Here is a 22,957-nt window from a genome sequence, read left to right as displayed (position 1 = left end):
CCGCAAGCCAGCATCAGCGTGGGAATGTCAGGACGATCCTGCCCCCATCGGCTGCTGGGCTTTCCCGGCCAACGCGTCAATACTAAGCGAACCGGGGCCAGCGGCTGCGATATATAGAAAGACAAAGCAATATAGCATCGCCGCCTCGCCATGGTTGAGGACCGGGAAAAATCCCTGAGAGGCGTGAGCAATAAAATAGGCGAAAGCCATCAAGCCAGACAACAAGAACGCGATCGGACGCGTAAACAGGCCGGCCAGCAGCAAAACTCCGCCAATTACTTCCAAAATGCCGGCCACATATAGCATCGCGTTCATCGGATACTCGAATGGCGCAGGCCATGCGAACAACTTCATCGTTCCGTGCGTGAAAAACGATCCCGCTGACACGATACGCAGTATACTTAAGAGTTCCGGTGCCCAGCGTTGAATAAATCTCATTTCCACTCGTCTATCCTCCGGTTTCGACGGCGTAAGGCACGCCGCTGATAATTCTTGTCCCACTTCGGGTGTGATAAGTCGGATCATTACAGGAGGCTCATCGCGCGAATGTGCCGACAGTGTGCGAAATTGTACGAAAATGTATCACCGGCACACGAACCGCGCGTGATGATGCCAGGCTGTGGTGAGACGGAGCCGATGATTTTGCAGCGAGCTTGTCATTAGCCTGCGAAGGGGCTTAGCCGGCTTACTTCGTTGCTTCGGTGAAACCGTCATCCTCCAGTCCCTACCCGTTCGCTCCATCACACGAGAGCGGGGCATCAGGCCAAAGCTGTAATCGACTGATTACAAGCTGAGACATTTCGCGACAAATCGGCAAACCGACGGCATATCCCTGCGAAGCCTCTGGCCTATCCTGATGACAGGACCATCACGCGCAAGCGCAGTGCTCAGGCTCTGCGCTTGATACGGCACGCAGGGCTTAAAGAGGAGAGGTGACAATGACAGATCATGGTTGCAACAACGAGACATCGTCCGGCGTCACCCGCCGCACGGTGCTCGGCGTCAGCGCTGGCGTGACTGCTGCCAGCCTGGTTCCTCTCCGCCTCGATGCTCAAGAGCAAGTTCCCGTCCCAGGTCCGGAAAACGGTCCCACGACCCACATTTCGTTCCAGGTAAATGGTGAACGGGTCACCATCGATGTCGATGGGCGCGCTTCACTGCTGGATCTTCTGCGCGAACGCTTGGCGCTGACTGGAACAAAAAAGGGCTGCGATCACGGCCAATGCGGTGCCTGCACCGTGCATTTGGACGGCCGCCCCGTCTCCTCCTGTCTAACGATGGCGGCCAAGGTTGATGGGCGGCAGGTCACCACGATCGAAGGGCTTGCAAGGGGCGATGAGCTGCACCCCATGCAGCAGGCTTTCATCGACAACGATGCGCTTCAATGCGGGTACTGCACCCCTGGGCAGATCATGTCGGCTGTCGCATGCGTCACTCAGGGGCAGGCAACCGATCCCGGTGCCATCCGGGAGTTCATGAGCGGGAACATCTGCCGCTGCGGCGCCTATGTCGGCATTCTCGCCGCCATCGCCCAGGCCGCCGAAACCATGGAGGGCTAAAACATGCGGGGATTGAATTACACTTTCGCAGAAACGGCGGACGCGGCAGTCACGCAATTTGCCGAGGCTGGCGGGTCGGCCCGCTATATCGCGGGCGGCACCAATATCTACGATCTCATGAAGCTGGGGATCGAGCGCCCGGCTCACCTGATCGATGTCAGCCGCATCGAGGGGCTGGATGCGATCGAGACGGATGGCGATGTTCTGCGTTTCGGCGGCCGTGCCTTGATGGCGGATGTGGCGCGCGCACCGGTCGTGCGCGATGAGTATCCGGTTCTGGCTGAAAGCCTGCTCAAGGCCGCCTCGCAGCAATTGCGCAACATGGCCACGGTGGGCGGCAATCTGCTGCAGCGCACCCGCTGCATGTATTTCCGCAACGGCGCGGGGTCGTCGACCACGGTGGGCGTCTATCTCTGCAACAAGCGCGAACCCGGATCCGGCTGTGCGGCTCTCGGCGGGCTCGACCGTACGCAAGCCGTTCTCGGCACCAGCGAGGCGTGCACCGCGGTGGCGCCCGGCGACTGGCCGGTGGCACTGGCCGCGATGGACGCCACGATCGAGGTTTTCGGGCCCGAGGGGACGCGCAACATCCCGATCGCGGACTTCTATCTGCTGCCAGGGGACACGCCGCATAGGGAATTCAACATCAATCCGGGCGAACTGGTAACGGCCATCACCGTCCGGAAAACACCGGCGGGACGCACATCAACCTATCACAAGATCCGCGACCGGGAGAGCTATGCCTTTGCGCTGGCGTCCGCCGCTGTCGCCGTCGAAATGGATGGGGATGCCGTCCGCACCGCCCGAATTGCGCTGGGTGGTGTCGCCACCACACCATGGCGGGCCAGCGCCGCCGAAAGGGTTGTTGTCGGATCATCCCTGACACCCGAACTGGCCCTCGAAGCCGGACATGCTGCGTTCACCGAGGCCCGCCCGGGCCAGCATAACGCATTCAAAGTGGAACTCGGTGCCAGGGTCATCGCCGATGCCCTGATCATCGCCGCGCAAAGGAGAGTGTGATGCCTGCAGAAGTGTTTTCCGATATCGCGCGCGTCGATGCCAGGGGCAAAGTTCTCGGCCAGACGCAATACGGCGCTGACATGCATTTGCCGGGCATGCTCTATGCGATGCTGGTCCCGGCCACCGTCGCCAAAGGTGCGGTAAGCAACATCGATATCACACCCGCGACCGAAACCAGTGGCGTGGTACGGGTCCTCTCCTTGGGAGATTTTCCAACCCTTTCGCCCGAAATAAATTATCTGGGCTACCCCATTGCGATGGTCGTCGCCGAGACGCTCGAGGCCGCGATCGAGGGCGCCGAGGCGATAACGGCGACCTATGAGACCGCGCCGTTCATCCCGCTGATGGACAGCCCGGGCGCTACGGTCGTTCCATCCGAGGGTTTCGATACGGGCGATGTCGACACCGAGTTCCAGAATGCCGCCGAGATCGTCGAGGGCACTTTCGAAACGCCGGCCCAGCATCACAACGCTATGGAGCTGTTCGGCACCGTCGCGCATTGGTCCGGCGGGCGGCTGACGGTTTACGAGGGATGCCAGAATTCGGACTCGGCCAGAAACGCGCTTGCGGAGGCAATGGGGATTTCCCCCGAGCTTGTCACAGTCAAATCCGACTATGTCGGCGGTGGCTTCGGGCAGAAGTCCCCTCCCAAATTGCAGACCGCGCTGGTGGCTGAAGCCGCAAGGCTGACGCAGCGCCCGGTCAAGCTGGTCACGCCGCGCGGACAACTTTTTCACATCGCCAACTACCGGCCACGCAGCATCCACAACATTCGGCTGACCGCCAATAGCGAAGGGCGCCTCACCGCAATCGACTACGACGTCGTGCAGGAGAATTGGCCGGACGGCGGGTTTCGTTCGAACGGCTATCATGAGGACGTCGCGCGACTATACGCCATCGGAAATCTCCGCGCGACAGCAGGTGACATCTATATAGACCGCAACATGCCGCGCCATACGCGGGGAACGCATCCGTTTCCGGCCGGCTTCGCCCTGGAAAGCGCGATCGACGAAATGGCTTACCGGCTGGGCGTGGATCCTGTGCAACTGCGCCTCGATCATGAGGCCACCACCGACATCATCGTCGGGCAGCCGCTCGCGCCGCATTTCCTGAATGACTGCCTCAGAGAGGGTGCCCGCCGTTTCGACTGGAGCCGCCGCACCCCCGAACCCGGCTCGATGACCCTGGAAGACGGCACTCTGGTCGGCCTCGGCGTTGCCTGCGGCATCTTCGGGGCGTCGGGATCCGCCGCGGAGACAACGCTCAGGGTCCGGGCGGACGGCACGACGCGGATCATCAGCTCGGGCCATGAAATGGGACAGGGCATCCGGACCGCCGTCGCGAACGCGATCGTCCAGGGACTGGACGTCAATCCCGACAGGATCGAAATCCTGCTGGGCGATACGTCCGTAGGTCCGCAGATGGCCACGGTCGGAGAACGCGGTACGGCAAGTATCATCCCGGCAACGGTAAAAGCCGTGCAGGCCCTGCGTGCCCGATTTGAGGAACTTGCGGGACCCAACCCACCGGCCGGCAACCTTCACCAGCAGTTGGCGCGCCTGAAACGGCCCTATATCGAGGTGACCGCATCGGAACTCGCACCCGGGCAGGATGCATCCGCCCTCGAAGCCTTCCGGACCGGCCGCCGCGCGGGGGCGGGATCCGAGTATCCCGGCTTCACCTCCATGAGCTACATCGCGCAGTTCGTGGAAATCCATATCGAGCCGGGCACGCGGAGAATCCGCATGCCGCGCGCGGTCAGCATTGCCGATATCGGCCGGGTCGTCAGCCCAAGGACCGCAAGAGGGCAGATGCATGGCGGCGTTGTCTGGGGGTTCAGTACCGCGCTTCGGGAACAGTCCGAGGTCGATCCGCGTTTCGCCGGTTACCTGAATGACGACCTCGCCGATTACGTCATGGCGGTAAACGCCGACATCGGAGAGGTAGACGTCGGCCTGATCGATAAGCCCGATACGATGGTCAACTCGGCCGGCGTCAAGGGCATGGGCGAACTCGTCATGCTCGGCACGGCGCCAGCGATCGCAAACGCGATCTACCATGCGACAGGCAAACGCATCCGGAAGCTGCCCATCCGCATCGAAGACGTCCTTTGAAGGACGCGGGCGCGACAAGCGCTCTTGATCCAGTTCCGAGACATCCCTTACGGTCCGGCGTGCGCGCAAGGATCGTAAGGGCCAGGCCACGCAAGCCGGGACGCCCGCTCCCTCGAAGCTCGATCCGCACTACGGTCATTTCCTCTATCTGAGCGCGGGACGCCAAACTGCGATCCTTATAATCTGCGCCAAGACCGTCGTCTGGTGGATCGTGAGGGAGGTGGCGCGAGCTATTCCGGCAACGGAGCGCTTTGCGAGGCGCGTACTGTTTTTTCGAAACTCCAGATGCGCGCTTTCCTCGCTGGCGCGCCATCGACACGGCCTTCTCTCGGAAGCGAGATGATGGCTTGCATACCGGCGTCGCCTTTGGAGAACGAAATGTCTCCCCCATGCTGCCTGGCGACCGCCCGCGCTATAGAGAGACCGAGGCCGATGCCACCGGTCTGCCTGTTTCGTGAAGCTTCCAGCCGGACATAGGGCGCGAAAACCTTCTCTGTCATGTCGTCCGGAATTCCGGGGCCCCGGTCTTCCACCACGATATCAACGGTCGATGCGGTCTGCCGGATGAACACCTTCGCCTCCCCGCCATACCGCACCGCGTTCTCGACGAGATTTCTGATTGCGCGGCGGAGACCGTCGGGCCGACAACGGTACTTCATCTTCGCGCCTTCGATATGCGTGACCGGGTGCCCGAGATCGGATTGATCATCACAGATGCTGGCTACGAGCGCTTGCAGGTCTATCGCCCGTGTTTCCTCTCTGATCGATTCTCCACGCGCGAACGAAATCGCGGCTTCCGTCATCGACTGGAGCTCGTCGATGGTGGTTAGCATCTTGCGCTGGACATCTTCGTCGTTGACGAACTCCGCTCGTAGCCGAAGGGAGGTAAGTGGCGTGCGTAGATCATGGCCGATCGCCGCCAGCATCTTCGTCCGGTCCTCGACGAAGCGGTGCAGGCGCCTTTGCATGGTATTGAAGGACTGAGCCGTCCGCCTGATCTCTTCCGGCCCGTCCTCCGACAGCGGCGGCAGGTTTTCGCCTCGCCCGAGAGCTTCAGCGGATGTTGCCAGGTGCCTTAATGGGCGGGCGATGCGCCGGGCGATGAAGACGCCAATCAAAGCAAGAATCGACGCCGTAAGACCAAGGGATATCAAGGACTGGGAAGTCCACAGACTTCCCTTGTCGTGCTGATAAAAGGCAGCGTTCAACCAACGTCCATCGTCGAGTTGCGTCTTGAACCCATACCCCAGACTTCCCGAAAAACGGAGGACCTCCGCCGGCTGCGACAGCATCCACAAATAAGGCGTTGGAGTTCGCCACGGGTCATCCGCGTTTGCGGTGGCCACGTCTTCGGCGTCTGGCAATTGCGGATGCGGCGCCCCGGCCCATCCGAATGTTCCACTCGGATCGGCGGAACTTTCCAGAGGCCGCGAAAGCTGATCGAGGGCCTGCAACCTGAACGCATTCGCATCCGTGGGCTCGCTGTCTGTCAACCAGTATCTCAAATAGCTTCCTTCACTCGCGCGAAGCGCTTGCTCCCTCACCTGAGGCGATAGCGTTCCCATCAAGCGGGTCACCGATGACGCTCGGCTGATAAACTCGGCTTTCACCGCAGCGTCGAATTTCTTGGTGTACTCATCCCATGAGATGAGGAAGGTGAGCGCCTGCGAGATGATCAAAGCCGCGAGCATCAGCCCGATGAACTGTGTCGCCAGACTTTGCTGCCAGAAACGGGTCATTCGAACGCGACCTCGGCGCATAGGCTGTAGCCGCCACCCCAATGCGTCTTGATGATCGAGGGATTTTTTGGGTTCTCTTCGATCTTCTTCCGAAGACGGCTGACCTGGTTATCGATGCTGCGGTCGAAGATATCAGCCGTCCTGCCCACGGTCAGATCCAGAAGCTGTTCCCTGCTTAGGACCAGGCCCGGCCGCTCAATGAAAACCTTCAGAAGGCGAAACTCAGCCGTGCTGAGCGGAATGCCGACGCCGTCCTCGCCGCAGATTTCCTGGCGACCCAGATTGACCCGCCAATGGCCGATCCGAACGGTCCTCCGCTCATGCATCGCTCGCAACGCCGCAGGAGCCGTTGCTCGCCGAAGCACTGCTCTGATCCGGGCAAGTAGCTCGCGCGGATTGAACGGCTTTACGAGATAATCGTCGGCTCCCAGCTCGAGACCGACGATCCGATCCGTCTCCTCGGCCATCGCTGTCAGAAAAATGATGGGAATGTCTTCCGAGGCTCGAATCCGCCTGCACAGGGAAATGCCATCCTCACCAGGCATCATGATATCGAGGATGATCAGGTCGACAGTCTGCCGTTCGAGGATTCGTCTCAGGCTCGAACCGCTTTCGGCCACGCTGACCTTGTAACCTTGCTGCTCCAGATATTGTCGAACGAGATCCCGAATATCGGTGTGATCATCAACGACTACGACATGCGTGGCGTTTTGCATCGGCCCAACCTCTCAGAGACTTTACAGAGGAGTTAGGGTCTTCTCCATCGGTAAAATGCGTCAAAAATGGGTAGCGCGGGGTGGTGCATTCTCCAATCAAGAAGTGCACGTCGGGCGCCTGTAAGCGCGCGCCGCGAGCGGCACAAATCCGTTGTCACACGCCTGATCATCGCCTCCATAACTGCGCGGTGGACAGTGGGGTGGAGCATGATCAATACGATTGATTTGTCGTATGAGTGTGCCGCACTGGTACCAAATTGTAACGAAGTGTCTTCACCGGTCGCGGAACCTGCAAGCAAACTGTAAGGTCTGTCGCGGGGTTGCAGGAGGCGCACGTCAACGACGGGCGCCGATGAATCGTGTAGTCTAGATTTGTGTAGCACCGTGAGTGGCCGAGAGATCGAGGCGGCTCGTCGGCGGATCCTATTGCCACCTCAAGACGAATTGAGATTTCAAACATCTCGCATCGGTCTGCGCGAGTGTTCGTTCGCCGGAAAACCGTGTTGATTGACCCAAGATGACCGTCACTTAACACCATAGCGCTGCGACAATCTGATGCCAGTGCGGCACATTTCTAAGACAGAGTTGTAGTAATTGCGACCGCTTCGCGCCGAAGTGGGAGAGTTGACTATGAAGAACCGAGATTTCGACAATTGTGTCGGTACTGGCCACCTACGGCATGAGGTGCGCCGAACAGGCGCAGGCAGTGGAGCAACCGCAGTGGTTCAGTTCGCGATGATCGCTCTTGCGTTCATCATGATCGATGCCACACCAGCTGTGGTTTCCTCCGGCGCTCATGCGCAGTCGTCGAGTTTAAACGGGACTGCGACATCGGGCTTAGTGCCCGAGGGCACTCCCGTCGAGATTGTCTCAGGGCTCGATATACCCTGGTCCGCCGTGACTGTGGGCCGCGACGTACTCGTCAGCCAGCGTGGCACTGGGGAGATCGTCGCTTTTCGGCTGGGCGAGACGCTGCGATCAGTCGGCACCGTGCCCGACGTAGTCGCCCGAGGTGATGGCGGGATGCTTGGACTCGCTGTGCTCACAGAAGGCGCTGAAGTCTGGGTGTATGCTTACCACAGCACGGCCTCGGGCAATCGCATCGTGCGGATGGCGTATAGCGAAGGTGTGCTCGGCGATGTGCAGATCGTTCTTGATGGATTGCCCGGAGGGCGCAGTCACAACGGTGGGCGGATCGCATTTGGACCGGACGGGATGCTCTATGCCACGGTCGGCGAAACACGAAATCCCGACCTCTCGCAGGATCCGAATTCGCTTGCTGGCAAGATCCTGCGCATGACGCCGGCTGGCGGCATCCCGAACGACAACCCAATCGATGGGTCCCTCGTCTACTCCCTTGGACACCGCAATCCCCAGGGGTTGGCGTGGGATGAAAATGGCCAGCTGTGGGCGACCGAATTCGGGGATGATGCATGGGATGAGCTCAACCGAATTGAGCCGGGCGGAAACTACGGCTGGCCGGTCATGGAAGGCCGGGGAGGCAACGCAGCTTACATAGACCCGGTTATGCAGTGGCGTACGGAGGAAATGGGGCCGAGCGGGCTTGCTTACGTTGACGGCACCTTCTTCGTTGCCGGGCTGACCGGACAGCGGCTGTGGTCGGTGACAATCGATACCGCAGGCAATCCCGTAGCTTCGGCGCACTATGTCGGCGAGTACGGTCGTATTCGCCATGTGCTTGAGGGAAGCGACTACAAGCTATGGTTCCTGACGAACGGGCGCGGCGAGAACAACGACGGGATCTTCTCGGTCCCGCTTGCGCCAACGCCGGCCCGCCAATGCACGGCGACGGACGGACCAGCTCAGGTCTGCAGATATGACGAGATAGAGCGCTAAGCAGTTGGAACAATGCGCTGATAGAAAGTCTTCATCGAGAAAGCCTGGGCCGGCCGGCCTTCTCTTCCTAGTTGCAGTCTTCGTAGCGTGAAACAGAACCCAGATTCTGATCAGACTTAGAAAAGGTAGTTCTGAAGGGTAGCCTGCCGAGGGCAGGAGGGGGCAATGGTTTCCTAAATTCTTTCCGCCGTTGCAGCGGCCGGCTGTTCACGCGCCTGAGCACCGCCTTGAAGCGCGCTGGCAGTTCGCGCGGATTGAGCGGTTTCGTCTGATAGTCGGCGGCACCGACCTCCAGGCTTACGATCCGGTCTATGTCGTCAGTCATGGCGGTGAGAAAGATGATCGAATGTCGACGGTGCTGCGAACCTGCCGACAGGCAGGCGAACCCATCCTCGGCCAGCATCATGATGTCGAGAACGACGAGGTCGGACAGGCTGCGGTCGAGCAGCCGCTTCAGCGCCACCGCTGTCAGCGAGGCTGACTCGGTAACCCTGCCGGGTGAGGTACTTCCCAACGAGATCGCGAAAGTCCCCAGGGTCGCCGACGAGCGCGATGTGATGCACCGCTTTCACGCAATGCTCGAAAGCCGCCGCAGAAGGATGGCTGGCGTCGGCATATCTGTTCTACAGGGATGTCCCCCTTCCGGCGAAGGCGCAATCTCGCACGGCTTCAAGAAACCGTGAGAAGTGTAACGAGATGTATCGCCTCGTTGTCCCTGCGACAGCTTGCGATGAACTGCCGGTCATCGAGACAAAGTTCTACGACAGCTCCCGCCTAGCATGGCTCCGTCTAGGCCGCTTCGATCAAGCGGTCGAGATGCTCAGTTCTCACTGAGTAGCAGATGTGCTTCGGCGTGATCCGCCAAAGCACATGAGGAGAAAACCCACCGCGAGATCCCGGAGGTACGCTCGACGGGAGCTCGGACACCCTAAGCTCAATGTGAAAGGAAAAATGCAATGCGCAAGTTCATTATCTTCACCTCCACGCTCGCTGTGCTCGGATTCGGGCTCGGTGGCGCCAATGCGCAGAGTTCCACTAGGTACAATGCCGCGGACGACTTCGGTCCAAGCGAACAGAATGACCTGCCGCTGCGCATGGAAGGGTATGTTAACGGCTCCGATGCCGCGTTTATCACCTCCGGCACCGCGAAGGTGACGACCGGTTATCCTGCTCGTGCATCGCGTGACAATGCGGACCGGGTATATCGAGGCTATAATGCCTCCGACGACTTCTCCGCCAGCTATTAAACGATCTGCAGGTGCAACAACTTGGATGTCGGAGTTGTCATCTCCGGCACCAACTCGGGAGGGTAACTGCCGGTTAGCCTCCCACGGACGTCCTTGAAGTCGTGGACATACACATGGCCCGTCTTGCACCCGCAAACAAAGGTGGTCTCGTCCGCCCCGCTCATCAGAAATCCCTAGCCGCGATTCCAGTATTGCCATAGTACTCGGTTCCGCCAGAAAATGTTGGCATCCGGCCTGCCGTCCTCCGGTATACACTAGACGCCCGCCCGCCGGTTTGCACAGGTTGTTCAAGTGCCGGGACTCGACGGAGCACGACCACGAGGAGCTCGACCGCCGTGTAGCGGAGGCCATCGAGGCAATATCGCAATCTTCGGCGGGTGAATGTCTGCTTCTGGAGTTTTATGGTGTCACGCCGTTTGTCCGATATGGGCGCGAAGCTGCCATCGGTCATGGAGGAGACATAGGTCGCCTGAAGCTCAGCAGCAGTCATCGAGCTAGATTACGGAATTTGCAAATCTCTCTGGCTATCGCATCTGAGAAAGAGCGCCGACAACTGAATGCTGCTGCGGCGCAGCAGCCACCTAATCGCTAATGACAGCTGTAGCCGCAAACCCTACCACGCACCTGATCCGCGTGAATGTCCGCTTCGGTGACATCGTCCCGTAAGCCGACAGTCAACAGTCGGCCCCAAGGCGGCTGGCATGAGGGATGGAAGTCGACCCGGAGGAATTGGTGGCCGCTCTGGACGCGGATGCCCGACCTGGGCGAGACAATAGCGATCGACGCACGCCGATGGATCGGCAGGTCTTTAGGCCATCTTCTACTGCACCATAGTGCGACCGACTATGCTTCCCAGTCCCCGGGCTCTCTCATTCGCTAAATCCAGGATGTGCCATAACGGCATGGATGTGTCCCATCGCCCCTGTGTTTCGTGACAGGGCCAAGCATGTCTCGTTCAGGGGAACAGAGCGGACGCAAGACACATTAGTTTAGGTATAATTGACTCTTTCACGTTCGAAGAAGACAAACCAGAAGTTGTGGCAAATCAGACACGTTGTTCTTCATAGTTCCTATTTAATTCATCGATATCGTTATTTTTTGAAAAATCATGCGTTTCCTGAAATACAGCAGCGGCGGCAATATGCCCCCTTACCCTCGAATCATCCGGTGCTTCCGGTCACACCGCCGAGCACCGATGCAGCGCGATGCATTCCAACGAATGCAGAGCGGTGCTCCGGCGGCGTGGAAACAAAGTGGCCTCATCGGATGATATGTATACGAGGGGGCGTACATGCATCGATCGGTTCTGCTTTCCGCAGTGCGAAATCCAGCCAGGCTGGCCAGTTTCGCGGCGCTGATGTTCCTTGCCGCCACCGCGTTTCTGTTGGGGGGGACTTCGGCCTCCCGGGCGCAGGCACAGACCCCGTTCGCCGCCTGTACGTCGACCATGTATCTCGGGATAGCCGTCGGCGGTGGTGAGGTGCAACTCCACAGCGTCGACACAAGCACCAACCCGTTCGACTTTCCGACCATCGGCGATCCGGCCCCCGCCTACAACGGCATGGGCTACCATCCCACCGACAACTTCATCTACGCGGCGCGTTGGGACTCGGATCGGAGCAGGCACGTTCTTCAGCGTATCGACAGCAATGGTGTCCTGCGGGAATTCGGCGACATCATCGGTGGGGGCATCAACCAGAATTACGGCACCGCCAGTACTAATTATCAGCGGTGGATCGCTTCTGGCGTGATCGGGCCGGACGGCTTCCTCTACCTCAAGCACAACGGTGGGCTCACGGACAGGATGTGGCGCGTCGACGTGTCGAATCTGAATTCGCCGACGGCGACGGCCATAGACCTTGACCGGGGCATCGACCACGGGGATCTCGCCTGGCACAACGGGCTGCTTTACGCGCACAACCACAGCGACGGCTTTCTTTATTCGATCGATCCCGTTACGGGAGACGTGAACCAGATCGGCCAAACGGGCATCACCAGCGCCTTCGGGTCGATGATCAGCGCCACCAACGGCATTTTCGGCCGTCTCAATTCCGGGGCCTTCTACCAGTTCGATCCCGCGACGGGCGAGGCGACGCTCATCTCCAATGCGCCGTCGGGCGCCGGCGACGGCGCCAAGTGCCCCACCACGGCGGTGCTGCTCGACGCCGACCTCGAGATCGACAAGGACGACAGCTCCGAGACCTACAATCGTGGCGGCGAGGTAGAGTACACCATCCTCGTCAGCAATAACGGCCCCTTTGGCGTCCAAAATGCGCTCGTCAACGACGCGCTCCCCGATGGCATCACCAGCGCGACGTGGACCTGCGGCAGCCCGACGAACGGCGCTACATGCGGCGTGGCCAACGGCACCGACGATATTGTCGATGCGCCGGTCAACCTGCCCGCCGAGTCTTCGGTCACCTTTACACTGACCATGCAGGTGCCGCTAAGCTTCACCGGTGAACTCACCAACACCGCGACGGTGACGAATCCCGAGGGCTTCTCCGACCCGACCCCGAGCAACAACACGAATTCCGACACCGACATCGCCGCCCCCCTTCTCACGCTCGAGAAGCAGGTGGTCAACGACAATGGCGGGACGTTGAGCACCGCGGATTTCACGCTGAGCGCCGATGGCCCCGTGACCATCTCCGGCGTCAGCGGCAGCGCCGACGTGACGGATGCGGCGGTGCCTGCGGGCACCTATACGCTGAGCGAGACCAATCAGCCGGGCTACGACGCGAGCGAATACAGCTGCGTGGTCGATGGCGGTTCGCCCGTTGTCGGCAACTCGATCGCGCTCGAAAACGAGCAGGTCGCCGTCTGTACCATCACGAACGACGATACCCTGCCAACGCTCACGCTCGCCAAGAACGTCGTCAACGACGACGTGGGCACCGCGACCACGGACGATTTCACGCTCGAAGCGTCGGGCCCGACGTCGTTCTCCGGCGTCAGCGGCGAGCCGGCCGTCACCGACGTGCCCGTCGAGGTAGGGACCTATATCCTAAGCGAGACGACGCTGCCGGACTATACCGGTTCCGACTATAGCTGCGTCGTCAATGGCGGTGCGCCGGTCTCCGGCAATACCATCGACATGGCGGTCGGCGACGACGCGGTATGCACCGTCACCAACGACGATAACGAGCCGACCGACCTGGCGATTACGAAGACCAACGGCAGCGAAACGTACAATCCGGGCGGGCAGACGATCTACACCATCGTCGTCACCAACAACGGCCCCATCGACGTGACCGGTGCGCTCGTCAACGATGCCGTTCCCGGCCCCGCCTCGGGTGCGAGCTGGACGTGTACCGGCGACGGCGTGAGCGGCGTCTGCGGAGCGGCCAGCGGCACCGGCGCGATAACGGACGTGCCGGTGGACCTCGTTGATGGTGGCTTTGTCACGTTCACGTTCACGGTCGATATTCCCCCGGGCACAGAGGGGGAACTCGTCAACACCGCCACGGTCACGAACCCGCCGGAAACGCCGGATTCCGATCTCTCCAACAACTCGGCGACAGACGGAGATATCTTCCCTCTCATCCACCGCACGAAGTCGCTGACGGACGAAGACGGCCTGATCGACGATGTCGCCGAGCCGGGCGAGACGCTGACCTATACGGTGGCGCTCGAGAACGCGGAAACATTCGATGTCGTGTTCGACCTCACCGACAACATAGACGACAACACCACCTATGTGCCGGGCTCGTCGAGGGTGGACGGCACGCCGCAGGAGCCGGATACCGTTGGCGATCCGCTGGACTGGATCGACGTGGATGTTCCGGCGGGAACGACCGTCCTGGTCGAATACAGCGTCCTGGTGGACGACCCGCTTCCCGACGGCGTGACGGAGATCCACAACGCGGCGACAAGCGATTGCGCCGGTTTCCCGGATGCCTGCACGACCACACCGACGCCGGGAACGGCCGTTCCGTCCAAGGAACTGACGGGCGAGGACGGGCTGGTCGACGACGTGGCCGAGCCGGGCGAGACGCTGACCTACACGGTCACGCTCACCAATCCAGGTACGGTCGACGCGCTTCATGACCTCCCCGACAACATCGACGACAACACGACCTACGTGGCGGGCTCGTCGACGGTTGGCGGCAACCCGCAGGAGCCGGATGAGACCGGCGATCCTCTGCAGTGGAACGATCTCGTCGTTCCCGCCGGCGGCACGCTGGAGGTTATCTACGACGTTCTGGTGGCCGATCCGCTCCCCGACGGCGTGACGGAGATCCGCAACGCGGCGACCGACGACTGCGGCGCCAATCCCGATGCTTGCGTCACCACGCCAACGCCTGCGAGGGCCATTCCCTCCAAGGCACTGACGAGCGAGGACGGGCTGGTCGACAACACGGCAGAGCCGGGCGAGACGCTGACCTACACGGTCACGCTCACCAATCCGAGCGATTCCGGCACTCTTCATGACCTCATCGACAACATCGACGACAACACCACCTATGTGCCGGGTTCGGCGACGGTGGGCGGCACGGCACAGGAGCCGGACACCGCAGGCGATCCGCTGGAGTGGATCGATCTCGTCGTTCCGGCGAACGGCACGCTGCAGGTGGTCTATTCGGTCACGGTGGCCAACCCGCTCCCCGACGGCGTGACGGAGATCCGCAACGCGGCGACCGACGATTGTGGCGCCAATCCCGATGCTTGCGTTACCACGCCAACGCCGGGAACAGCCGTTCCGTCCAAGGCACTGACGGGCGAGGATGGGCTGGTCGACAACGCGGCAGAGCCGGGCGAGACGCTGACTTACACGGTCACGCTCACCAATTCGGGCAGTTCCGGCGCGCTTCACGACCTCATCGACAACATCGACGACAACACGACCTACGTGGCGGGCTCGGCGACGGTGGGCGGAAGCCCGCGGGAGCCGGATCAGGCCGGCGATCCGCTGGAATGGATCGATCTCGTCGTCCCGGCAAACGGCACGCTGGAAGTGGTCTATTCGGTCACGGTGGCCGACCCGCTTCCCGACGATGTGAAAGAGATCCGCAACGCGGCGACCGACGATTGCGATGCCTTTCCGGACGCCTGCGTCAGCACGCGAACGCCGGGCGTGGCCGCGCCCTCGAAGGAACTGACGGACGAGGACGGCCTGGAAGACGACGTCGCCGAGCCGGGCGAGACCCTCACCTTCACGGTTACGTTGACGAACGAGACCGATTCCGGCGCACTTTACGATCTGGCCGACAACATCGACGACAACACCGCGTATGTCGCCGGTTCCGCGACGGTGGGCGGTAACAGCCAGGAACCGGACGCTGTGGGCGATCCGCTGGTGTGGAACGATCTCGTCGTCCCGGCGAGCGGCACGCTGGAGGTGGTCTATCAGGTCACCGTGGCCGACCCGATCCCCGACGATGTCACCGAAATCAGAAACGTCGCCTACGAGGCGGGAACGCCGGAGCCCGATTGCAGCGACAACCCCGGGCAGTGTGTCGTAATCGATCCGCAGGAGCCCTCACTCGGCACGACCAAGGCCGGCGAGTACGAGGACGTGGACGGCGAGGGCGCCTCCAGCCCCGGCGATCTGATCCGCTACACCTTCACCGTGACGAACACGGGCAACGTGCCGATTGCCGATGTCGTGCCGCAGGACGAGGGTCCGCTCTTCGGCGGCGAACCGGGCGAGAACGACCTTTCGGACTTCGATCCGGAGAACGTGACCCTGGCCCCGGGCGAAGAAGGCACCTTCACCGCCACCTACTCTCTGGGACAGACGGATATCGACAATGGAGCCGGTATCGAAAACGGCGTGGAGAACACGGCGACGGCGATCGGCTACGTCAACGGCACGCAGGTGACCGGCACGATGGTGGAGTCGGACGAGAGCGTGTCGCTGCTGTCGCTGCCGCTTGCGGCAAGCGACATCTCGGTGATCAAGATTGCCGGTCTTCGGGCGATCCGGCGTGGCGAGCAGGTCCCGTTCACCATCCGGGTGACCAACAATGCCGGCTCGTTCGCCGATGGGCTGACGGTGATCGACACCATGCCGCCGGGCTTCCGCTATGTGGAGGGCTCGGCGACGATCGATGACGAGGCGGTGGAGCCCGTGGTCGCCGGACGTCAGGTCCGTTTCGAGGGTCTGTCTCTGGAAGGCAACGGCGAACGTGACATCCGGCTGCGGCTGCAGGCGTTGAGCACGGCCGGGCCGGGCGAGCACACGAACCGGGCGAGCGCGCAGGATGTGACCGGGCGCCGACTGGGGACGGAAGCGACGGCCGTGGTGGAGATCCTGGCCGAGCCGGTGTTCGACTGTGGCGACATCATCGGCAAGGTGTTCGACGATCAGAACGGCAACGGCCACCAGGATGCGGGCGAGCCGGGGCTGCCGGGCGTGCGGGTGGCCACCGTCAAGGGCTGGTTGATCACCACGGACGCCCATGGCCGCTTCCACGTCGCCTGTGCCGACCTGCCGGAGAGCCGCATCGGCTCGAACTTCATCATGAAGCTGGATGAGCGCACGCTGCCCACGGGCTACCGCCTGACGACGGAGAACCCGCGCGTGGTGCGGCTGACGGCGGGCAAGATGACCAAGCTGAACTTCGGCGCCTCGATCGGCCGGGTGGTGCGGCTGGACCTCGAGGATGCAGCGTTCCAGCCGGGCGATACGGAACTCAGGCCCGAATGGGCGGCCGGCATCGACCAGCTCATCGGCGTGCTGGCCGAGGAGCGCTCGGTGCTCAGGCTGAGCTATTTCCACTCCGGCGATGCGGACGCGAAACTCGTGAAGCGGCGTATCGGGGACCTGAGGAACCTGATCGCCGAGCGATGGCGGCGGCGCGGCGGCGGCTACCGCCTGGAGATCGAGACGCGCGTGGAGGCGGGGCAATGAGGGCGATGAGAAGGGGAGCCTTGCGGTGCGGTTCAGTCACCGTGCGCTAGCGCGTCGGCTCTGGCGCTGCTGACGCCCGCCGCGGGGGCGGAGGAGGCCTGTACGGAGGGTGTCTGCCCGCTGGCCATCACCGGCAAGGCGGTCAACGACGGCGCCACCGGCACCACGCCCGTTGGCGCGAAGACCGAACGGGCGCGTTCGGGAGACGAACCGTCCATTCCCTTTCGCATCAGCGTCGACGGGGAGACGGTGGACGAGAGCGCCGTGGCCGGCGATGCCGATCTGGCGCCGGGCGAAGCGGCGCCGCCCCTTCGACAGGCTCAGGAGCGCCCGGTGGACCCGCAGCGGCAGACGGATGTCGGGCTGCCGGCGGTCGACATCCAGGTGAAGTTCGACGGGCTGGAGGTGGAGCCGCAGCTCAACGTGTCCACCCCGCCGGTGGAGCGCACCTATCGCGCCGGCGAGCCGGTCACCTTCCTGGCGACCAGCAACTATCCGGCCTCCGTCGACAAGGCGGAGATCCGCATCTTTGAAGCCGACGCGGTGGACGCGGGGCGGCCGGTGGCGGTCGTGCCGGTGGCGATCAACGGCACGGCGGACTGGCCGATGCCGGCGGCGGGGAATGACGACTTCGCCTATGTGCTGCGCGTCTGTGGCCGGGGCGGGCGCTATGACGAGACGGTGCCGCTGCCGCTTCACCGCTCCGAGCGCGCTTTGGAGCGCCATCGCGACGAGGCGGTGGCGCCGGGCCGGGGCGAGGACCGCACGGCGTTCCGCAACATTCCGCTCAAGGGCGGGGCGGTGACGGTCTATGGCCGCGACGTGCCGCCGGGCTACCGGGTCGAGGCGCTCGGCGAGACCGTTCCCGTCGATCCGGAGCAGGCGTTCGTCGTACAGCGCATCCTGCCGCCGGGCTAGAGAGTTCCTCCCTTGCCGGAACGATCAGTAGATAAAATGTAGAAGCGGGGCTGTGGAAACAGTCACGGAAGTTTAACGCGGCGGTCAAGCGCATTTCATGTGCCGCGGCGATGCTCCCTGTCTGGATGTGATGCATTCCTCAGGAGGGAGTTCCGACAATGACGCGACTGTCCACATTTCTTCTCCTCGCGGCTTCCACGGCGCTCGCCGCGCCGGCGGCCGCAAAGGATACGTCCTATATCGGTTCGGTTCACACGGTTTCCGGCAAAACGGCCGATATGGCGCGCGGCAAGGTCTTTCTCGACGCCAACCGCAACGCCAGGCTGGACGAGGGCGAAGGCGGCGTGGAAGGCGTGCTGGTCTCCAACGGGCGCGAGGTCGTGAAGACCGACGCCACCGGCGATTACGAGCTTCCTGCCTATGACGACATGAACCTCTTCATCACCAAGCCAGCCGGCTATGCCGTGCCGGTCAGCGAGGACATGGTTCCGCAATTCCATTACGTTCACAAGACCGCGGGCTCGCCCGACCTGCGCTTCGGCGGCATCGAGCCCACCGGCGCGCTGCCCGAGGCGATCAACTTCCCGCTGGTAGAGGACGACATCGGCGACCGTTTCTCCTGCCTGGTCTTCGGCGATCCCCAGCCCTACAACAACCGCGAAGTCGGCTATGTGCGCGAGACGGTCGGCACCATGCTCGCCAACCGCGATAACACGAACACCGAATGCCTCATCTTCGAAGGCGACGTGATCGGCGACGACCTGTCGCTCTATCCCCGTTTCAAGAAAATCGTGGCGACCGGTCGGGTGCCGCAATATTTCGTCCCCGGCAATCACGACCTTGATTTCGACGCCGAGAGCGATGCCGACTCCTACGACACGTTCCGCCGCGAATGGGGCCCGGAATACTACTCCTTCGACATCGGCAATGTGCATTTCGTGGTGCTCGACAATGTGCGCTATCCCTGCAACGGGGTCGACGACCATCCCTTCTGCGATCCTGCCGAAAACCCCACCTACAACGGTGTCATTCACGACCGCCAGCTCGAGTGGCTGCGCAACGACCTGGCGCATGTGCCGCAGGACAAGCTGATCGTCCTCAACGCCCACATTCCTTTCGTCACCTTCACCGACAACACCGCACAGAAACACCAGACCGACAATCTCGACGTTCTCTACGAGATCATCGGCGACCGCCCCGCACTCGGGCTTTCCGGCCACACGCACACCACCGAGCAGATCATGCCGGGCGAGCATTTCGAGGGCTGGGCGGAAGCCACCAACACCGGTCCGGCGAAATTCCATCAGATCGTCACCGGCGCGGTGTCGGGCTCCTGGTGGTCCGGCGACCTGGACGACCGGGGCGTTCCGCGCTCCACCCAGCGCCTGGGCAATCCGCGCGGCTACTTCGTCTTCGAGTTCGATGGATCTGATTACGTCGAGACCTTCGTCCGCTTCGGCGGCACGAAGGACGAGCAGATGCACGCCTCCTTCAACACGCCACGCTTCCGTGAATGGGCGGCCGATCTGCTGGCCTTCGCCGATCTCTACGAGACGCCAAACGGCATCCTGCCGCCGGTCACCGTCAACGACCTCGGCGACATAAACATGATCACGCTTGACGACTTGAAAGAAGGCACCTGGGTGGCGGCCAATGTGTGGAGCGGCGCCAAGGGGGACACGGTGTCGATCTCCATCGACGGCGGGGCGGCGATCGCGGCCAAACGCACCCAGCCGGGTGAGGGCGAGGCGAAGCTGAAGGGGCCGGAATATGCCGATCCGTTGGCGCTGGTCACGCAGGCGACCGTCGGTCGCGTGGCGTTCCGTTCCGCCCGTGGCGGTGACGGCACGGCCGGCTTCACCACCGGGCGCGGCAGCCGCGCGGCAGGGGTGCCGGGGCCGCTGTCGCGCGGACTTCTGACCGACAATTCCAGCCATCTGTGGCGCGCCGACCTGCCGGAAACTCTGGCCGAGGGCGTTCATGTGCTGGAGGTGAAGGCGACCGACCGTTACGGCCGAACCTTCACCCATAAGCTTACCTTCGAGGTGGTGAACGAACTTCCCAATCCTGACTGGAACGAGGGTTTGTTCAACTAAGGTCTGTTGCCGTTCAGTCCGGGGCGGCAGCAAACGGCGCCTCGATCCGAACGCATCCGGAAAAACGGAACCTCCTGCCCGGGCGTGCATCGCCCGGGCAAAAACCACACGAGGGGTCAATGTGCGTATCATCATCAACGTCGTCCTGATCCTGACCGTGCTCTTTGGTCATGCAGGCATCGCGCGAGCGCATTTTGCGCAAGGCACGAAACTACGGACCATCCTGATCGCGCCGCACGAGGAATCATTGACCGCCTACGTGCGCGCGCCGCTACCACTCGTCTTCTCAGACGTGGTCACGAGCGCACAGGCAAGCAGCCAAGCGCTGGACACGCCGTTCCTCTACTTCGAAGAGACCGGGGCGGGAGGTCGCTACAGGCTCTCGATGGAGGCTATAGCGGCCGACGAGTCCGCGTTTCGGGAGCGGCTGGAACGCGCTCTGTCGTGGTCGCAGAACGGCCGGGAAATCGCTGCCCGCATCGTTGCCATGCGTGTTCACCCGCGTATGCCGGCAGATTCTTTCGACAGCCGGGAGGCGGCGGAAGCCGCGATCGCGGGCGCAAGCAGCGGCATCGATCCGGTATTTGGCGAGGCCTATGTGGATTTCGCGGTCAGCCTGTCGCCACCCGACGCCGCCGGGCCGGTGGCGGTGCGCTCGGCCTATCCGCCGCTGCCGATCCCCGACGGCGTGACCATCGACAACCACATCATCGACTCGCGCGGCGACGTGCCGGTTTCCTACACGCGACCGGGACAATTGGAGCAGCCCGCGGTGATCGACACCTCGCTCTGGCGCACCGTCGGCGAATTCGTCTGGCAGGGCGTGCTGCACATTGTCGAGGGCCTGGACCATGTCTTCCTGGTTATCTGCCTGGCGCTTGGCATCGGCGCGCGCGGCCGGCTGTTGTGGATTGTGACGGCATTCACGCTTGGCCATTCGGTGACGCTGGTCGCCACCTTCCTGGGCGCGACGCCTTCCTGGCCATGGTTCATCCCGGCGGTCGAAGCCGCCATCGCGGCGACGGTGCTTTATGCGGCGGTCGCCGCCCTGATGGGCAGGATGGATTCGATCCTGCTGATTGCAGGCGTCGGCCTGCTGCACGGTCTCGGCTTTTCCTTCGTTCTCGGCGACCTTCTTGGCCGTGACGCGCCCAACCTTGTGCCCGCGCTGGCGGCTTTCAATATCGGTATCGAAATCGGCCAGTTGATGATCATTGCGGCAACTTTGCTGGCGGTGGCCTTCGCCACGCGGCTTTCGGCTTCACTCACGCCGGTCCTGCGCGCGGCCACGCTCGCCGGCATCGCCGTCGTATCGGCCTGGTGGGTCGTGGAACGGTCCGCGACGCTCGTCGCGTAACGCATTTCCGATTGCGCGGCACTGCACGCCTGCGCTGGCGCACGGCGTTGCCCGCGCGCTCTGCGTCGCGCCATACTTGTCAAATTCGAAAGTGAACTGCAGCGCTCAGAAGAGAAGTGCAGTGGAGGCACGGTGGGAAGGTCGCGAAAGGGTGGTTCACGGCCCTCTGTCTCGCCGATCGGAACGAGCAGGTTGCGGACTTTTTTGCGACGTTCCGACCCCATTGGTGACCTTAGTCGCCAGCTAGCACTTTCCGCAGAAAATATCGACGCGAACCTCTGGGATGCTCTGGCAGGTGACCGAATACCTCATATCCCAGAGATTGATAAAAGGCTGGTGCTTGGAATTCGTAAGGCCGATTTTGGCGGCGCGAAGTAGCCGTTCCGTTGACGACCCAAGTGAGAAGTTCGGCTTCGTCGTGACCCACCCGAATTCCGCTAAACCATTGGTGGATTGAGCCGTGCAAAGCCGTCCTGCCGGCGATAAGGGAAATAGGGATACGGCGCGGTGACGGCGCTGGCCTCGTCCAGCATTGCCACCTGCTCGGGCGTCAGGCTCCAGCCGACCGCGCCGAGATTCTGGCGAAGCTGATCCTCGTTGCGGGCACCAATAATGACCGATGATACGGTCGGGCGTTGCAGGAGCCAATTGAGCGCGATCTGCGGAACGGTCTTGCCAGTCTCTTTAGCGATCGCGTCGAGCGCATCGACAACGCGGTAAAGGTATTCGTCCACCACCGGCGGGCCAAAGCTGGCGGTTTCGTGCAGACGGCTGCCATCGGGCAGCGGCGTTCCACGCCGGATTTTCCCCGTCAGACGACCCCAGCCAAGCGGGCTCCAGACCAGCGCCCCAAGGCCCTGGTCCTCGCCCAACGGCATCAGGTCCCATTCGTAATCGCGGCCGACCAGCGAGTAATAGACCTGACTGGCGACGTAACGCGGCCAGCCGTAGCGGTCGGCGACCGCCAGCGATTTCATGATCTGCCAACCGGAAAAATTGGAGACGCCGACATAGCGGACCTTGCCGGCGCGCACGAGCGTGTCGAGCGTCGAAAGCACTTCCTCGACCGGCGTGCCCGCATCGTAGGCATGAAGTTGGAGCAGATCGATATAGTCGGTCTGGAGGCGGCGCAGCGCGTCTTCGACAGCCCGGATCAGCCGAAAGCGCGAGGAACCGGCATCGTTGGGTCCGTCACCCATCGGCAGGCTGATCTTGGTCGAGATCAGCACCGCGTCGCGCCGGCCTTTGATCGCCTCGCCAAGCACTTTCTCCGAAGCGCCATCGGAATAGACATCGGCCGTGTCGAACAAGTTGACGCCGGTCTCCAGGCATATGTCGATGAGGCGGCGGGCCTCCCTGGCGTCGGAATTGCCCCAATTGCTGAAGAGTGGGCCGGTGCCGCCGAATGTGCCAGCGCCGAAGCTGAGGATGGGCACTTTGAGGCCGGATTTGCCAAGCGGTCGATAGTCCATGGGAAT

The 22,957-nt window shown here is 62.3% G+C and carries 15 protein-coding genes; 9 read left to right on the top strand and 6 right to left on the bottom strand.

Annotated elements, in window-relative coordinates:
- Window positions 1-27 precede the first annotated feature (27 nt).
- Window positions 28-438, bottom strand: a complete 411-nt coding sequence (locus N5A92_RS03430) for a DoxX family protein (RefSeq protein ID WP_260900988.1) — start codon at window positions 436-438, stop codon at window positions 28-30.
- A gap of 500 nt (window positions 439-938) precedes the next feature.
- Between N5A92_RS03430 and N5A92_RS03425 the strand changes: the two genes are divergently transcribed.
- From N5A92_RS03425 to N5A92_RS03415, 3 genes are read left to right on the top strand one after another with little or no spacing between them, the layout of a single operon-like run.
- Window positions 939-1,559 (top strand): (2Fe-2S)-binding protein, encoded by a 621-nt coding sequence (locus tag N5A92_RS03425; RefSeq protein WP_260900436.1) that lies wholly within the window; start codon window positions 939-941, stop codon window positions 1,557-1,559.
- 3 nt (window positions 1,560-1,562) lie between these two features.
- The gene (locus N5A92_RS03420; RefSeq protein ID WP_260900435.1) at window positions 1,563-2,579 is read left to right on the top strand and encodes an FAD binding domain-containing protein; all 1,017 of its coding nucleotides are present in this window, start codon (window positions 1,563-1,565) and stop codon (window positions 2,577-2,579) included.
- An 11-nt stretch (window positions 2,580-2,590) separates the two neighbouring features.
- On the top strand, window positions 2,591-4,693 hold the full coding sequence (locus N5A92_RS03415) for a xanthine dehydrogenase family protein molybdopterin-binding subunit (RefSeq protein ID WP_260900434.1): 2,103 nt from the start codon (window positions 2,591-2,593) through the stop codon (window positions 4,691-4,693).
- A 230-nt stretch (window positions 4,694-4,923) separates the two neighbouring features.
- Here N5A92_RS03415 and N5A92_RS03410 read toward each other — a convergent pair whose 3' ends face one another.
- Entirely contained in the window at window positions 4,924-6,432 is a 1,509-nt protein-coding gene (locus tag N5A92_RS03410; protein ID WP_260900433.1) for an ATP-binding protein, read from the bottom strand.
- Window positions 6,429-7,148, bottom strand: a complete 720-nt coding sequence (locus N5A92_RS03405; protein WP_260900432.1) for a response regulator — start codon at window positions 7,146-7,148, stop codon at window positions 6,429-6,431. The genes N5A92_RS03410 and N5A92_RS03405 overlap by 4 nt, the downstream gene beginning before the upstream one ends.
- A 630-nt stretch (window positions 7,149-7,778) precedes the next feature.
- On the opposite strand from N5A92_RS03405, the gene N5A92_RS03400 reads away from it, so the two are divergent.
- Window positions 7,779-9,005 carry a PQQ-dependent sugar dehydrogenase gene (locus N5A92_RS03400; protein WP_260900430.1) on the top strand — a complete coding sequence of 409 codons (1,227 nt, stop codon included), beginning with the start codon at window positions 7,779-7,781 and terminating at the stop codon, window positions 9,003-9,005.
- A gap of 67 nt (window positions 9,006-9,072) precedes the next feature.
- On the opposite strand, the gene N5A92_RS27245 is transcribed toward N5A92_RS03400, so the two are convergent.
- Window positions 9,073-9,468 (bottom strand): response regulator, encoded by a 396-nt coding sequence (locus tag N5A92_RS27245; protein ID WP_313958377.1) that lies wholly within the window; start codon window positions 9,466-9,468, stop codon window positions 9,073-9,075.
- A 493-nt stretch (window positions 9,469-9,961) separates the two neighbouring features.
- On the opposite strand from N5A92_RS27245, the gene N5A92_RS03390 reads away from it, so the two are divergent.
- Together N5A92_RS03390 and N5A92_RS03385 are read left to right on the top strand one after the other, a co-directional pair.
- Window positions 9,962-10,252, top strand: a complete 291-nt coding sequence (locus tag N5A92_RS03390; protein ID WP_260900429.1) for a hypothetical protein — start codon at window positions 9,962-9,964, stop codon at window positions 10,250-10,252.
- 1,291 nt (window positions 10,253-11,543) lie between these two features.
- Window positions 11,544-17,108: a DUF6923 family protein gene (locus N5A92_RS03385; protein ID WP_260900428.1), complete on the top strand. Its 5,565-nt coding sequence runs from the start codon at window positions 11,544-11,546 to the stop codon at window positions 17,106-17,108.
- A gap of 32 nt (window positions 17,109-17,140) precedes the next feature.
- Here N5A92_RS03385 and N5A92_RS03380 read toward each other — a convergent pair whose 3' ends face one another.
- Window positions 17,141-17,326: a hypothetical protein gene (locus N5A92_RS03380; protein WP_260900427.1), complete on the bottom strand. Its 186-nt coding sequence runs from the start codon at window positions 17,324-17,326 to the stop codon at window positions 17,141-17,143.
- A 31-nt stretch (window positions 17,327-17,357) separates the two neighbouring features.
- Between N5A92_RS03380 and N5A92_RS03375 the strand changes: the two genes are divergently transcribed.
- The 3 genes from N5A92_RS03375 (at window position 17,358) to N5A92_RS03365 (ending at window position 21,479) form a co-directional block, all read left to right on the top strand.
- A complete protein-coding gene (locus N5A92_RS03375) occupies window positions 17,358-18,026 on the top strand; it encodes a hypothetical protein (protein ID WP_260900426.1) in 669 nt (222 codons plus the stop codon).
- Window positions 18,027-18,184: 158 nt separating this feature from the next.
- Window positions 18,185-20,122, top strand: coding sequence for a calcineurin-like phosphoesterase C-terminal domain-containing protein (locus N5A92_RS03370; RefSeq protein ID WP_260900425.1), 1,938 nt, complete (start codon window positions 18,185-18,187; stop codon window positions 20,120-20,122).
- Between the two features lie 121 nt (window positions 20,123-20,243).
- On the top strand, window positions 20,244-21,479 hold the full coding sequence (locus tag N5A92_RS03365) for a HupE/UreJ family protein (RefSeq protein WP_260900424.1): 1,236 nt from the start codon (window positions 20,244-20,246) through the stop codon (window positions 21,477-21,479).
- 437 nt (window positions 21,480-21,916) lie between these two features.
- On the opposite strand, the gene N5A92_RS03360 is transcribed toward N5A92_RS03365, so the two are convergent.
- A complete protein-coding gene (locus N5A92_RS03360) occupies window positions 21,917-22,951 on the bottom strand; it encodes an aldo/keto reductase (RefSeq protein WP_260900423.1) in 1,035 nt (344 codons plus the stop codon).
- Window positions 22,952-22,957 lie beyond the last annotated feature (6 nt).

The organism is Chelativorans salis (assembly GCF_025336525.1).
In the GTDB taxonomy this organism is placed as follows: Bacteria; Pseudomonadota; Alphaproteobacteria; order Rhizobiales; family Rhizobiaceae; genus Chelativorans; species Chelativorans salis.
This window is presented reverse-complemented; position numbering and strand designations above follow the sequence as displayed.